Origin of the sequence: Oceanobacillus phoenicis, from assembly GCF_047238145.1 — a bacterium.
Taxonomy (GTDB): domain Bacteria; phylum Bacillota; class Bacilli; order Bacillales; family Amphibacillaceae; genus Oceanobacillus.
In genome coordinates, this window is the sequence record NZ_JBDFME010000001.1 from 2360754 (window position 1) to 2374767 (window position 14014).

The window sequence follows — 14014 nt, forward strand, 5'->3', positions numbered from 1 at the left end:
GGAGGAGAAATGCGTAGGTTAGAACTTAAATTTACAAATCAGGAAGGGAAAGTTGTCACTTATTCGCTTGATCAGCCAATTGAACCGGTCGATACGAATGCAATTAATGCGGCGATGGATACAATTATAAGTGAAAATGCTTTTACATCAAGTGGAGGAGACTTAATCGAAAAGCATAGCGCAAGAATAGTAGAACGTACAGTAGAAGATATCGAATTAGGTTAATAATACTCGGACCAGTGAAATGCTGGTCCTTTCCTTATTACAAGTGGAGGTGGTAGTTATATGGATGCTTGGATCTCTTTTTTAACCGATGTCGGTTTTCCCATTGCGGTTACGTTTTATCTTCTTCACCGCATTGAAGGAAAGCTTAATCAACTAATTGAAACGATCCATTCACTTCCTGATAAGCTCCATTAATCAAAAAAAGCTGTCCAATTTCTCAAAAAATGGACAGCTTATGCTTATTATTTACTGTAAATAACTTTATACATGTGAAGATTGCATTACTTTGGATACATATGCAGTAGTTTCACGAAACGGAGGAATTCCTTGATATTTATCTACATTTCCTGGACCGGCATTATAAGCAGCTAAAGCTAGCTGAGTGTTGCCATTATAGCGCTGTAACATTTGACTGAGATATTTTGTTCCAGCGTTAACATTCTGAGCAGGGTCATAAGCATTTGTAACACCAAGACTTGCTGCGGTTTTTGGCATTAATTGCATTAATCCTTGAGCACCAGCTGAACTAGTAGCGTTTGGATTATAATTAGATTCATGTTTAATTACCGCATGTATTAGTTTTTCGTCTACTCCATACTTTTGACTAGCGCTTGAAATTATTTCTTGAAAAGATGAAGCACCAGCATTGTTATAAGTTAATGAGGAATGTATATTATAAGGGTTAGATACTAAATTTGATCCAAAATCCAAACTTGTTCTTTTTTCTGCTTCGTTTATTTTTTCTAATAATAATTGTTGAAAAGATACACCTAAAGAATCAGTAGAACTACTTGTTTGTAGGGATGACATAAGCTGATAAGGCATCATTTGCTGAAGACCTTTTATATCCATTTCATCACATCCGTTTTCCTAATCTATTAATTCTATTTTAGCGGTTTATAAATAAATAGGCAATATTAAATAGAAAATATTTCCTGTCCTGAAGATTTTAATACATTCTCATAAAATCTATCTTCACCTATACATATAACCCAATCACATAAAGAAGTGATTTCATCCATATCATGAGAGGTGTAAATAATAGTTTTATGATGTTCTTTTGATTGTTTGAGTAAGTATTCCCCAATTTCTTTTTTTGATTTTAAGTCTATACCTACAGTAGGTTCATCTAATAGTATAAGGCTCGGATCATGAATGAAGCTAATTGCCATGTTCAATTTTCTTTTCATTCCACCAGATAATGTGTGAACAGGTTCTTTCCACTTGGAAAGTTTCATCTCTATACATAATTGCCTAAGTTCTGATTGGGAACGATGAACCCATGATAATTTTTCGAAAAATTTCATATTTTCTTCAACCGTAAAATCTTCCCATATGGAGATATCTTGGGGAACAAATCCAATCTCTTTACGAAGTTTTTTTGTTTCTTTTTCATAGGATAAATTATTCCAAGTAATCGTTCCTTTATCTGGTTTAGATAGTGTAGCAAGAATACGTAATAGGGAAGACTTTCCTGCTCCATTCTCACCTACTAATCCTACGATATCTCCTGGGTTAATATCTACAGATAACTGGTCAATAACTACATTTTTCTTATAAGACTTTCTTAAGTTTTGTACAGATAGCAAGTTACTTTTCTCCTTTCATATACCATAGAACAAGGAAAATGGTAGATAATATAAATAGTGGATGCCATAATTCCCCTTCACTAAATGCATACATTGGATTTATTACATTTATCCACGGGACTAGTTGCGTTAAACCTTCAATAGGGATGATAATACCACTAATAAGAAATACGATGAGAACAAAGCTAAAAACAAAACTGTAATAAATTAAATATCTTTGGAAGCATAGAGCTATGAGAAAAGATATTATCGTTATTAACACTCTAAAACCTAACAGAACAAAAATTGATTTCCATTGCCATTGGTCTTGAAATAAGTAATGAAATCCAATGGCCGTTAATAGATCAATAATATAAAGGAATAATATATAAAATATCACATTCGATAACATATAATGTTTGAAAGAATAACGTATAAAAGCAAAACGTGATTGCATTAAATGATTTCGATCGCGAATGACCCAATCAAATATGAGTAATGTACTTAAGAGCGCAAAAACACCCCAGAGTTGCCAAGGATCAAATAAATAACTGCGATTATTATCTTTTGTAGCATTCTCTCCTTGAAATTGAAAAGAGGTATATACTAAGTTTTCACTAATTTCTACTTCTTGAACCTTTTCAATGATTTCTGAAGTAGTTGGTAGATTATTAACATTTAAATAATCCCCCAATTGTAAAATAGTTTGAGCAGCTTTTGCTTTCCCACTATCTTCTTGTACAAAAGAACCAATCATTTCTCTAATTGGTACGTATCCAAAAGAGAAGTTTGTAGTATATGAACTTATTAATCGATTTCTTTCTCCATTTAAAATGGCTTCTTCATAACCTTTTTCAATTACAAAAGCACTGTCAATTTCATGTGTAGCAACCATCTGTTTTGCTTCAGTTTCCGTAATATCCAAGACATCAACAAATGTAGAAGACTGCAAGTTTTCTTTTAGTAGATGAGCCATCTCTGTATTTTCTTTTAGAACGATACCTACTGGAATTTTACTCTCATCTTGTATAACTTCTGTAGTTTCTAAGACTATCCAAGTTAAAAGAAAAGGTAATATAGCCCAAAAAGCAATCGATAACCATCGTTTTTTTAATTGCATGAGTCTTGTTTTCCAAACATGTATCAAGTTCGTGCACGCTCCTTCCAACTTGATATGGCTAGTATTAAAAATAGAAGGGCGCCATTTATCATTAATAATGAAGTATATTCGGCATGGTGTCGACCGTTTAACGTAATCTGTTGAATCCAATCCATAGCTAGATAGCTTGGTATGTAATGCATCACATCTTGAAGGAATGCCGGGTAGTAAATAGTTGGAATAATAGCTCCACTTAATATAATAATTAAAAGAATAAACATAGATTGGGTAAACATTCTAATTTTCTCGGATGAGATAACCAACTCTAAGAAAGCAGTAAATAATAACAAGGACACCACAAATAATGTTATGAGAGTGATTATTCGTGCAATATTCTCAATAACCAAGGTAATATCTAGTACATACAAAGTTCCTAATAAGGTAGGAATGATGAAAAGAAAAGAGACTAACAAAGAGATTATTATTTTCGCAGTTATCTGCTGCAAAACAGTAACTCCATATAAGCGCATTCTTTGATAAATAGAGTCCGGAGTTTCTTTTGCGAAAAAATGGTATATCATAAAAATCCAAATGCTTATAACGACAAACCATATACCAATTCCAAAAAAGTCTTTAGGGGAAGAGGTAGCCTGGTTAGAAAGTTCATTTTCCTGTATTATTTGGTCTCTGCTAATGGTATACAATAAAAACTCTTGAAATTGTTGAAATACAAAATCGTTTCGTTCATCGTCATTCATTTCAAATTGCTTTGCATAGTAGTTCATGGTAAGAATATTTGCTTGAGATGAACGAATATGACGGACGACACTTTCCATCGTTTCATATATCATATAACTCTCTGCTGATTGTTGTCGATTTCCTATAATTGGAATATCTACAGTGGTTCCTTGATAAAGGTCTTGAATAAAATTCTTTGGAAAAGCTATGTAGGTAGTTAATGTATTATTTTCTAATTTTTTTTCCGCTTCATTTTCTCCTAGTTTATTAATATGTAAAAACTGATTGAATAAAGATGAACCTTCTAAGAATTGGACCATTAACTGAGTTTCATCAGATTTATCTAAATCTACTAACCCAACTTGAATAGGATCTTGTTCATCTTGAGAAATAAAGGTATATAACATAAATCCGATTAAACTTACGATAAGGACAGGGAACATGAAAAGAAGAGGAAGTGTTAGACACTTCCTCTTTAAATGGACCATGTAATTTTTTAGAAATAGTCCTACATGTTTCATAAACGTCATTGTAATGCACGCTCTTTTCTATCTATAATTAACACATATTAGAATTCAAGATCCGATCCACCCATAAATTGCATGATCCACTGTTGAAACTGTTCGGCGAAATCAGTGCTAAAGTAGGTTGAAATTTCCTCTGAGGACATTGCTCCAATGTCTACAATATTAGAAGTATCCATTTCTGCTACACTATCAATAATAGAACCGTCTACATTCATATCGAGTGCGAAAACTTCAGGCATTTCTGTAGTTCCGAAAGTTATAGTATTGCTAGAATTCATTTGATCTTCATCATAAGTGGATTCACCAGACCAGATCATACTTCCTTCACCTGTATATGGTTCACTAAATCCAAATGTTCGATCAAAGGTACGGGTGTTGTCACTAACGGACTCTTCACCTTCATAATATAATTTCATTTCAGCATCTGGAACTGAGATTTCCACATTGTCTTTGATCATACTATCTTTAGAACTTAAATCACCTGAAAGAACTAAAGATGAGCTTTCATCTGCTGTAAATTCAAAATCAAAGAAAATTTGATCATCGGTTAAGTGTTGTTGTCCATTGATATCTAATGTAACTAACTCGTCTCCTTCAGGAGCTATAGCAATATTAAACTCACGTTGTACTACTTTATCATCGGCAACCCATAAAGCAGATTGAATACCATCTTTAAATTGGAAGGTTTCAACTTCTTTGATTGCATCTTCAAATACTGTTTCATAGTCTTCAAGAATTAGGTCAATTTCTTCTTCTAACTGTGACATATCGGATCCAGCTACGTAAGAAATATTAACTAATTGTTCGTGGACAAGTTCTTTCAATTTCTCATCATCTTTCATTTTTTCAAACAGGCTAATCAATACTTCTCTTGTTTGTTCTTCTGATAAGTGCATAGTAACTTTTTCGGCACTAATGGATTCGCCATTTACTTCAACGTCTTCATTAGAGCTTTCAAATGCATCATCAGGAAGTAAATCATAAGCATACATCACATATTCTTCTTTAACGTATTCAAGATCTTCTTCTTCTAGTGCATACATATTATCAAATAATATGCTATCTAAATTCAGAGTTTCATTTCCAGTAAAGGTATATGGATCAAGTTCATACATAAGACTTCCGAAATCTTCATCATTAAATTGAAGCGTTTCATTAAGGAACGGTAATCCTGCTGTTAGATTTCCTTCATTAATAGCTAATTCAATATCATTTAATTCAATTCCATTATAGTTCACACCAATATTTGTATAAAATTGACGTGCTTCCATATCTGTTTGTGTGTTGAACATAAGTCTGGAATTATTAATCATTTCAATTGCTGGATCTGCTTGCAAGCCGCTTGAGTTTGGATCATTAATTGTAACACCGATGTCCAGGTTTTGTTCGATTGCTTCTTCTTCTGATTTCTCAACCCAAGCTATTTCATCCGAATACCGATTTTCCACATATTCTTTTACATGTTCTAACGAATTCTTCTCAGCAAGAAAATATGTAGCTTTTGGAGAAGAGCTATTAATAAAGAATGCAGCCGCTGTTCCTCCTAAAAGCACTATGACACCTACTATTAAGGCTATAATTCCTTTGGATAGACCTTTTTTCGATTTGTTATTCGTATTTTCTTCCAAAACATTTACCCCTTTCTGATACTGTTCTCTTAACAAGTTTATTACAATACTGAAAAACATATAATAAAAAATTGCTACAATTTTTTATATCATTTAACAGATAGGTAGTCAAATATATCTAATAATCTTCTAAATAGTTATATATATTAAAAGTTTGATATGAATTTTAAATTTAAGATATATACATAGTTCTTTTAGCATATTTGTATACGTTATTATGTAAAATGCTGTAGAGAAAAATGTTGTATTTTTTAAAATTTTGTCATTTAGTGATTCTTTTGGCTTATTTTTAAAAATCAATAAATATTTTTACTTATAAGCAAATTGTACGAACGTAAATGATTCTTCGTTAAAAATAAATTTATTAAACAAGGAAAAAAGTCCTTGATCAATGAAAGAGACTGGGACATAACAAGTTTTGCTTTGATGTCCCAGTCTCCTAAATTTAATTAAATCTGCTTTACACCAGATTCTAATGCTTGTATCATTTCTTTTTTTTCCTGATCATCAGAGTGCTTCCAAATTAATTCAAATAATACTCCTAGACCAGGAAGCATTTTTTCCTCACCATTTTGAATGGCATCCACAATTGTAGCTTCGAGCTGTTGCTCGTCATTATTGGAAATGTTGGAATAAATTGCTTTACGTAAGTTTAAATCCATTATACACACTCCTCTTGAAATAGTGGACTATGGATAGTTTGACCAGAACAACAAAATATATGTATGATACAGATAGGAAAATAATGAAGGATGTTTTGAATCATGATTACTTCTATAAAAAATGAAAAAGTGAAAAACTGGAAAAAATTACATCGTAGAAAAGAAAGGTTAAAAACCAACACATTCTTAATAGATGGTATCCATTTAATTCAAGAAGCCTTAAATAGCAATTGGGTTATTCAAGAATTAATAGTTGTTGAAGGATATGAAATACCAAACGATGCTAAAGATATTCCTGTGGAGTATGTAAGCGAAAATGTATTAAAAGAAATATCACAGACACAAACTCCTCAAGGAATTATTGCTGTGGTAGAAATGAATAATACCAATGTACAGGGGGCGAACGAGCTGGTTATCCTTCTTGATTCCCTACAAGACCCTGGAAATATGGGGACGATTATCCGGACAGCCGATGCAGCTGGAGTCGATGCTGTTATATTAGGTGAGGGATGTGTTGATTTATACAATGATAAAGTTATCCGTGCTACACAAGGGTCTCTTTTTCATATACCAATTTATACTGCAACTTTGGAACAAGAAATTCATAAGTTACAAACACAAGGATTTACAATTTTAGCAACTGCATTACATGATGCTGTAGACTACACTGAAGTAAGAAATCAAAATAAAGTTGGTTTAATTCTTGGTAATGAAGGGGCAGGAGTAACTTCATCATTATTAGACATAGCAAATCAACGTATAAATATCCCTATCTATGGAAAAGCTGAATCATTAAATGTAGGCATTGCAGCTGGAATATTAATGTATCACTTAAAAAAATAACCTTGCATGCTTAGTATGTTTTTTCTATAATGGTTTTATTACTAAAAAAATCAATACAAGCGAAGAAGGAGCTAGCAAGACTCATTTTTGATCATTTAAGGGAGGGAATGTCCTGACTGAAAGCATTCCTATTGATGATGAGAATTGCATTTCACTCTGGAGCTAACACTTGGACCATAGATGAATGTAAAGGTGTTTCGGAACCATCCGTTATCAGGTTAAAGTTGGATTATAGAAATAATGTATAATCAACAAGGGTGGTACCGCGACCATAGAGCCTCGTCCCTTTTTGGGATAGGGGCTTTTTTGTATGTAAATCCGTTTTACGTATTGATGAGATGAATTAAGGAGGGTATAAAAAATGAAAGAAGAATTACACGCCATTCGTGATGAGGCCATTGCGTCTGTCGAAGAAGCAAATGATATGAAATCATTACAGGATTTAAAAGTGAAATATTTAGGGAAAAAAGGTTCGTTAACGAGTGTTCTAAGAGGAATGGGGAAATTATCAAAGGAAGAACGCCCAGTAGTTGGTGAAATTGCGAACCAAGTTCGTGAACAAATTACTTCTGCGTTAGATCAGAAAACAGAAAAAATTGAAGAAGAAGCGTTAAATGAAAAGTTAGAAAAAGAAACGATTGACGTGACTTTACCTGGTAATTCGGTACACATAGGCGGTAAACATTTGTTAACCAGTGTTGTTGAAGAAATAGAGGATTTATTTATCGGTATGGGATATGAAGTAAAGGAAGGTCCAGAAGTGGAAACAGATTACTTTAATTTTGAAGCATTAAACCTTCCTAAAAACCATCCAGCAAGAGATATGCAGGATACATTTTTTATTACAAATGAGTTGTTACTTCGCACACAAACTTCACCAGTTCAGGCACGTACAATGCAGGCATACAATGGAGAAAAGCCAATTAAAATGATATGCCCTGGTAAAGTTTATCGTCGAGATACTGATGATGCGACGCACTCTCATCAATTTAGACAAATAGAAGGATTAGTTATCGATAAAAATATAACATTAAGTGACTTAAAAGGAACGCTAGACATCTTTGCCAAGAAAATGTTTGGAGAGGAACGTGAAATTCGACTTCGTCCATCTTTCTTCCCATTTACAGAGCCATCAGTTGAAATGGATGTTTCATGTAAAGTGTGCAGTGGTCAAGGTTGTTCTGTCTGTAAGCAGACTGGTTGGATTGAAATTTTAGGTGGAGGAATGGTACACCCCCGAGTATTAGAAATGAGTGGATATGATCCGAAAGTTTACAGCGGATTTGCTTTTGGAATGGGTCAAGAACGTATCGCAATGCTTAAATTTGGAGTAAATGATATTCGTCATTTCTATACCAACGATATTCGATTCTTAAATCAATTTCACCAAGCATAAAACGGAAAAAGATAAAGGAGGAAGACCATGTTAGTATCTTATAATTGGCTAAAAAATTACGTGAATTTAGACGCGGTTACACCCGAAGAGCTTGCAGCGAAGATTACAAAATCAGGAATTGAGGTAGAAGGAGTAGAATACATCGCCGAAAAAAACGAAAATATAGTAGTTGGCTATGTGGAATCTTGTGAAAAACATCCTGATGCAGATAAATTAAATTTGACACAAGTAAATATAGGAGAAGAGACATTACAAATTGTATGTGGTGCGCCTAATGTAGCTAAAGGGCAAAAAGTTGCAGTAGCCAAACCAGGAGCAGTGTTACCAGGGAATATGAAAATCAAAAAAGTAAAACTTCGTGGAGTGGAATCAAACGGGATGATCTGCTCTCTTCAAGAACTTGGATTAGAAGAGAAGTATATACCAACAGATATTGCAGAAGGAATATTTGTTTTCCCAGAAGATGAGGATATCGAAGTTGGAACCAAGGTAGATCAGTGGTTGAATTTAACAGATGCTGTTTTAGATTTAGACGTTTTAGCTAATCGACCGGATGCACTGAGTATGTTGGGTGTAGCTTATGAAGTTGCAGCTGTTTTAGATCAACCAATTGATTTACCGAATGAAGAAATTGATTATATTGATGAGAATGCGTCTGATGAAGTTGAGGTTCACATTGATGCCAAGGATTTAAATCCTTATTACGGAGCATTTGTCATTAAAGATGTAGAGATTAAACCATCACCTTTATGGATGAGAAATTACTTAATGGCATCCGGGATTCGACCAATTAACAATGTAGTTGATATTACGAACTATGTACTGTTAGAGTATGGGCAACCACTGCATGCATTTGATTTTGATCGTTTTGGATCAAATAAAATTGTTATTCGTCGTGGATACGATGGGGAAGTAATCAAAACATTGGATGAACAAGAAAGAAAACTAACGAAAGATAATCTTGTGATAACAAATGGCAGTGAGCCGGTTGCCTTAGCAGGAGTAATGGGAGGATCAAATAGCGAGGTTACTGATAAGACCGTTAACGTATTATTAGAAGCTGCGTATTTTGAAGCTACTTCTGTTCGACATACCGTGAGACAAACTGGTTTGCGAAGTGAATCAAGTACCCGTTTTGAAAAAGGTATAGACCCGAATCGAATTGTTGAAGCGGGTTTGAGAGCATGTCAACTCATGCAGAAATATGCAGGTGGTAAAGTATTACAAGGTTGTATAGAAGAAAATCATCTAGACACGAAAGCAACAACAGAAGTAAAAGTACCACTTAGCCAAATAAATCAACGACTAGGAATGGAATTATCGGAAAAAGATGTACAGGCTGTCTTAAATAGATTAAAATTTGACTTTGATCAAGATGGTCATACATTTATTGTTCATGTGCCAACCCGTCGTAGTGATATTACAATTTTCGAAGATATGTTAGAGGAAATTATTCGTATTCATGGGTACGATCACTTACCATATACGATACCACAAGGTTGGGTGAAATCTGGAGGATTAACCGATAAGCAATTACTGCAACGAAAAGTTAAAGAGTATATGATGAGTAGTGGTGCAATGGAAACATTGACATATTCCTTAACTAATGAACAAAATGCAAAGCGTTTAGTGACTCCTAATATTGATATAGACAATAGTTATCCAATTTCATTAGCGATGCCAATGAGTGAGGATCATAAATATTTGCGTTTAAGTATTGTGCCTGAATTGCTTCGTACACTGCAACATAACGTTGCCCGTAAGCAAACAGACTTGAGTTATTTTGAAATTGGAAAAGTATTTATATCAGAAGAACAGGAACTAACGCATCAACCAACAGAAAATCTGCACTTAGGTGGGGCGTTTACTGGTTTATGGCATAACCATCCATGGCAACAAGAGAAAAAGCCAGTTGATTTCTTTTTAGTTAAAGGAATTATTGAAGGATTATCTAGGTACTTGCGATTAGATATTTCTTTTACACAAATCAAAATGAAAGATATGCATCCAGGGCGTTGTGCTGAGCTTACCATTGATGGAGAAAAAGTAGGTTATATGGGCCAACTACATCCAAAAACAGCAAATGTATTCGATTTACCAGAAACGTATGTATTTGAATTGGACTTAGAAACCGTATTTGAAAAATACAAGAATGTTCCATCTTTTACAGATATTCCAAGATATCCATCCGTTTCTCGGGATATTGCGTTTATTCTTGATACTGAAGTATTCTCAGGAGAAGTACAACAGTATATTCAAGAAATAGGAGCACCTTTAGTGAAGGAAGTTATCATCTTTGATGTATATCAAGGTGAACATATGGAAGAAGGTAAAAAATCAGTTGCCTATCGATTAATGTATCAAGACCCTTCAAAAACATTGCAAGATGACGAGGTGGACAATTCTTATCAACAAATTATAGAATTTGTAAATAAGAAATTTGGTTCTTACGTTCGGTCCTAATGTAGAGATTTAAACGTGAATTAATTTTATTAAAGATAAGTGGGTAAAGTCATCGATCAATTGAATTTACCCACTTTTAGATTGTAATGACATGGAATACGACGTCACCTTCAGGTCGTGCCTGATAAAATGCGCTTCAGTCTTTAAACATTAGATCTTATAATGAAATTCATTCAATTTTTTCAAATTCATTAATTATTACTCAGATAGGGGAATGAGATTTCAATTTATATTTTCGGAATTGACCAATCAATTTCTTCTAAATTATTCTCGCGTAAAATTTGATTAGCTTGGGAAAAATGATTCGACTCAAAAAATCCGCGATAAGCAGACAATGGACTTGGATGAGGAGCTTTTAATATAATGTGTTTGTTTGTGTCGATTAGCTCCCCCTTTTTCTGAGCCGCACTTCCCCAAAGTAAGAATATAACAGGATGTTCTTTTTGATTGAGTGTTTGAATAACTTTGTCTGTAAACAACTCCCAACCCTGACCTCTATGAGAATGAGCATTTCCTTCACGTACTGTTAGTACATTATTTAATAATAATACTCCTTGTTTAGCCCAATGTGTTAGCTGCCCATGAGTAGGCATAGTCATGCCAAACTCATGGGTTAATTCCTTAAATATATTCTTTAAAGATGGTGGTATGGCTACCCCTGGCTGCACAGAAAAACTTAATCCATGTGCCTGGTTTGGACCATGATATGGATCTTGTCCTAATATGACAACCTTTACTTTATGGAAGGATGTAAAATGGAGCGCATTAAAGATATCTTCCATCGAGGGATGAATCTTCTCCTCTGTGTACTCTTTCTTTAAGAAACTTCTTAATCTAAGGTAGTAGTCCTTTTGGAATTCATCCTCTAACAAAGATGCCCAATCATTATGTAAAGGGTTTTTCATTTCATATCATCCTTACATTAAATTAGATTTTGTGCTTTTTGCGTATTGGCAAAATGAGTTTTCGTATATTTATCAAGTGCCTCGGAACCTTTGGAGCGAATGAGCATGGCAGCTGCTTGATCAACCTTTGCTGACGCTCCTTTAGGTAATTCTATATTTGCATCAGCGGATAGGTCATCCATTGCTTTTACAAACCTTGCCCTAGCCAATATTGATGCCGCGGCAACACTAATAGAATGACTTTCCGCTTTCGTAATAAAAGTAGTGTTTGGATGTAAGGTTTTCTTTTCTGATAGTAAATACTTTTTATATACAGGCGGTTGACAAAATTGATCAATCACAATACCTTTTAACGAATTGACATCGATTTTTTGTAACAATTTATCAATTGCATGGTGATGTAGCATTGCTTTCATTTTTCCTTGTGACCATCCTTTTGCTTGTAACTTATTATATTTTTCATTAGGGAGCAAAAGAAGGGTATAAGGAATTTGTAACCGGGCAATTTCCTTCGCGATTTGTTTTATCTTTGTATCATTCAAATGTTTTGAATCACGTACACCAATTTGTTTTAGTTTGACTTGTTGCTCCTTCGTTGCAAATAATGCAGCAACTGTAATTGGACCAAAGTAATCTCCTGTACCTGCTTCATCAGAGCCGATATGATTTTCCGTAAATAATCCGACTTGTGGAGAATAGGAGTGTTTTTGTTCTGATGAGGGTTTCTTTTTATCATTTAAAGTAACGTCACCCCACTTCATGACTTCCGATTCAGGTGCAGAGCCTTGGAAAAGAACTTTCCCTGATTGATAAGCAGTTATTACTGCATTATTTGTTTTTGCACGAAAAATAGCTCCTTGCGGTGTAGATGTGAGCTGTGAAAGATAATGTTTCTTCATTTCTTGAATTTGTTCTTTTGTAGTTACAATTACTTGTTGGCTCATTTTTTGACATCTCTCCAATCCTTACATACATTAGACTATAGCAAATTGAACGATACAATGAAATACTTCTTTTTATAACAACTTCATGTTACTATTATATGAGAATTATTGTCGCAGGAGGCAACATTATGAGTCAAGAAGATAAACAACGTATTACAGTTGAAATATATAATCGTAAGTACACCATCGTAGGTGAAGAGTCTGAGAGACATGTAAAATTAGTGGCGAATCTTGTCGACCAAAAAATGAACGATATTCATGAAGTGAATAAACAATTGGACACTTCTAGTCTTGCAGTTTTAACTGCGGTAAACACGATGAATGACTATTTAAAACTAAAAGAAGATTATGCTACACTTTTAGGGTCGATAAAGAAGAAAGAGGATTAAAAACATATGATAGATATATTATTATTTTTACTTTTGATTTTTGGATTTTTAATGGGGTTGAAACGGGGATTTATTCTTCAACTGCTTCATTTGACAGGTTTTATTGTTGCTTTTGTCTTGGCTGTCATGTACTACAAGCCACTAGGTGAGCAACTATCATTGTTTATCCCTTATCCTGAGTTATCTAGCGATAGTTCATGGGCTAACTTTCTACAGTCGCTGCCACTTGAAGGCGCGTTTTATAATGCGATCGCGTTTGCACTTATTTTTATTGCGGTGCGAGTAATTTTACAAATTATTGCTTCAATGTTAGATTTTGTAGCTTCTATACCAATTATTAATTCCGTTAATAAATTATTGGGAGCAGTATTAGGGTTTGTTGAGATTTACTTGCTAACTTTCATTTTACTATTTATTTTAGCATTAACACCGCTTGGTGGAGTACAAGAGGCAATACAGCAATCATCCATTGCCTTGTTTATGATTGAAAAGACACCATACTTTTCTGAGAAAATAGTTGACCTATGGTTTTCAATTGGAAATTAGAACGAGCTAAATAGTAACTTAACGCACTGACTCATGTTGTTTGGGAGACTTGAAGAGTACATCCTAGAAAATTGCGTGGGT

Annotated in this window: 15 protein-coding genes and 1 other annotated feature; of the genes, 7 read left to right on the plus strand and 8 right to left on the minus strand. The window is 34.0% G+C overall.

Translation table 11 applies throughout. From position 1 onward, the window contains the following. The first annotated feature begins 9 nt into the window (after positions 1–9). Positions 10–225 carry a DUF2922 domain-containing protein gene (locus tag ABC346_RS11665; RefSeq protein ID WP_413235002.1) on the plus strand — a complete coding sequence of 72 codons (216 nt, stop codon included), beginning with the start codon at positions 10–12 and terminating at the stop codon, positions 223–225. 60 nt (positions 226–285) lie between these two features. Beyond that, complete coding sequence (locus ABC346_RS11670; protein ID WP_413235003.1) at positions 286–420, plus strand: YvrJ family protein; 135 nt, start codon at positions 286–288, stop codon at positions 418–420. 66 nt (positions 421–486) lie between these two features. Here ABC346_RS11670 and ABC346_RS11675 read toward each other — a convergent pair whose 3' ends face one another. The 6 genes from ABC346_RS11675 to sspI form a co-directional block, all read right to left on the minus strand. Beyond that, positions 487–1077 (minus strand): lytic transglycosylase domain-containing protein, encoded by a 591-nt coding sequence (locus ABC346_RS11675; protein WP_413235004.1) that lies wholly within the window; start codon positions 1075–1077, stop codon positions 487–489. Positions 1078–1142: 65 nt separating this feature from the next. Then, a complete protein-coding gene (locus tag ABC346_RS11680) occupies positions 1143–1814 on the minus strand; it encodes an ABC transporter ATP-binding protein (protein WP_413235005.1) in 672 nt (223 codons plus the stop codon). Position 1815: 1 nt separating this feature from the next. Beyond that, complete coding sequence (locus tag ABC346_RS11685) at positions 1816–2940, minus strand: ABC transporter permease (RefSeq protein ID WP_413235006.1); 1125 nt, start codon at positions 2938–2940, stop codon at positions 1816–1818. After that, positions 2937–4160, minus strand: coding sequence for an ABC transporter permease (locus tag ABC346_RS11690; protein WP_413235007.1), 1224 nt, complete (start codon positions 4158–4160; stop codon positions 2937–2939). Before ABC346_RS11690 ends, ABC346_RS11685 begins: the two co-directional genes overlap by 4 nt. A gap of 38 nt (positions 4161–4198) precedes the next feature. Beyond that, on the minus strand, positions 4199–5785 hold the full coding sequence (locus ABC346_RS11695) for a hypothetical protein (RefSeq protein WP_413235008.1): 1587 nt from the start codon (positions 5783–5785) through the stop codon (positions 4199–4201). A gap of 449 nt (positions 5786–6234) precedes the next feature. After that, positions 6235–6447: a small acid-soluble spore protein SspI gene (gene sspI / locus ABC346_RS11700; protein WP_413235009.1), complete on the minus strand. Its 213-nt coding sequence runs from the start codon at positions 6445–6447 to the stop codon at positions 6235–6237. Between the two features lie 102 nt (positions 6448–6549). Here sspI and ABC346_RS11705 point away from each other — a divergent pair, with 102 nt between their 5' ends. The 3 genes from ABC346_RS11705 to pheT all read left to right on the plus strand — a co-directional run bounded on the left by ABC346_RS11705 (position 6550) and on the right by pheT (position 11149). Continuing rightward, the gene (locus tag ABC346_RS11705) at positions 6550–7290 is read left to right on the plus strand and encodes a TrmH family RNA methyltransferase (RefSeq protein WP_413235010.1); all 741 of its coding nucleotides are present in this window, start codon (positions 6550–6552) and stop codon (positions 7288–7290) included. A gap of 53 nt (positions 7291–7343) precedes the next feature. Continuing rightward, positions 7344–7580: a binding site (T-box leader), on the plus strand. Positions 7581–7651: 71 nt separating this feature from the next. Next, positions 7652–8686: a phenylalanine--tRNA ligase subunit alpha gene (gene pheS, locus ABC346_RS11710; RefSeq protein WP_413235011.1), complete on the plus strand. Its 1035-nt coding sequence runs from the start codon at positions 7652–7654 to the stop codon at positions 8684–8686. 27 nt (positions 8687–8713) lie between these two features. After that, entirely contained in the window at positions 8714–11149 is a 2436-nt protein-coding gene (pheT, locus tag ABC346_RS11715; RefSeq protein WP_413235012.1) for a phenylalanine--tRNA ligase subunit beta, read from the plus strand. Positions 11150–11376: 227 nt separating this feature from the next. Here the strand turns inward: pheT and ABC346_RS11720 are convergent, their stop codons facing one another. Beyond that, positions 11377–12054: a uracil-DNA glycosylase gene (locus tag ABC346_RS11720; RefSeq protein ID WP_413235013.1), complete on the minus strand. Its 678-nt coding sequence runs from the start codon at positions 12052–12054 to the stop codon at positions 11377–11379. Between the two features lie 17 nt (positions 12055–12071). Further along, the gene (rnhC, locus tag ABC346_RS11725) at positions 12072–12998 is read right to left on the minus strand and encodes a ribonuclease HIII (protein ID WP_413235014.1); all 927 of its coding nucleotides are present in this window, start codon (positions 12996–12998) and stop codon (positions 12072–12074) included. Positions 12999–13126: 128 nt separating this feature from the next. Between rnhC and zapA the strand changes: the two genes are divergently transcribed. Together zapA and ABC346_RS11735 are read left to right on the plus strand one after the other, a co-directional pair. Beyond that, on the plus strand, positions 13127–13387 hold the full coding sequence (gene zapA / locus ABC346_RS11730; RefSeq protein ID WP_413235015.1) for a cell division protein ZapA: 261 nt from the start codon (positions 13127–13129) through the stop codon (positions 13385–13387). 6 nt (positions 13388–13393) lie between these two features. Then, complete coding sequence (locus ABC346_RS11735; RefSeq protein ID WP_413235016.1) at positions 13394–13933, plus strand: CvpA family protein; 540 nt, start codon at positions 13394–13396, stop codon at positions 13931–13933. Positions 13934–14014 lie beyond the last annotated feature (81 nt).

What these genes read in the sequence shown, in the direction of transcription:
- ABC346_RS11665 (WP_413235002.1), top strand. Translation starts at nt 10, where the DNA reads ATGCGTAGGTTAGAACTTAAATTTACAAATCAGGAAGGGAAAGTTGTC.
- ABC346_RS11670 (WP_413235003.1), top strand. Translation starts at nt 286, where the DNA reads ATGGATGCTTGGATCTCTTTTTTAACCGATGTCGGTTTTCCCATTGCG.
- ABC346_RS11675 (WP_413235004.1), bottom strand. Translation starts at nt 1,077, where the DNA reads ATGGATATAAAAGGTCTTCAGCAAATGATGCCTTATCAGCTTATGTCA.
- ABC346_RS11690 (WP_413235007.1), bottom strand. Translation starts at nt 4,160, where the DNA reads ATGACGTTTATGAAACATGTAGGACTATTTCTAAAAAATTACATGGTC.
- sspI (WP_413235009.1), bottom strand. Translation starts at nt 6,447, where the DNA reads ATGGATTTAAACTTACGTAAAGCAATTTATTCCAACATTTCCAATAAT.
- ABC346_RS11705 (WP_413235010.1), top strand. Translation starts at nt 6,550, where the DNA reads ATGATTACTTCTATAAAAAATGAAAAAGTGAAAAACTGGAAAAAATTA.
- pheS (WP_413235011.1), top strand. Translation starts at nt 7,652, where the DNA reads ATGAAAGAAGAATTACACGCCATTCGTGATGAGGCCATTGCGTCTGTC.
- pheT (WP_413235012.1), top strand. Translation starts at nt 8,714, where the DNA reads ATGTTAGTATCTTATAATTGGCTAAAAAATTACGTGAATTTAGACGCG.
- ABC346_RS11720 (WP_413235013.1), bottom strand. Translation starts at nt 12,054, where the DNA reads ATGAAAAACCCTTTACATAATGATTGGGCATCTTTGTTAGAGGATGAA.
- rnhC (WP_413235014.1), bottom strand. Translation starts at nt 12,998, where the DNA reads ATGAGCCAACAAGTAATTGTAACTACAAAAGAACAAATTCAAGAAATG.
- zapA (WP_413235015.1), top strand. Translation starts at nt 13,127, where the DNA reads ATGAGTCAAGAAGATAAACAACGTATTACAGTTGAAATATATAATCGT.
- ABC346_RS11735 (WP_413235016.1), top strand. Translation starts at nt 13,394, where the DNA reads ATGATAGATATATTATTATTTTTACTTTTGATTTTTGGATTTTTAATG.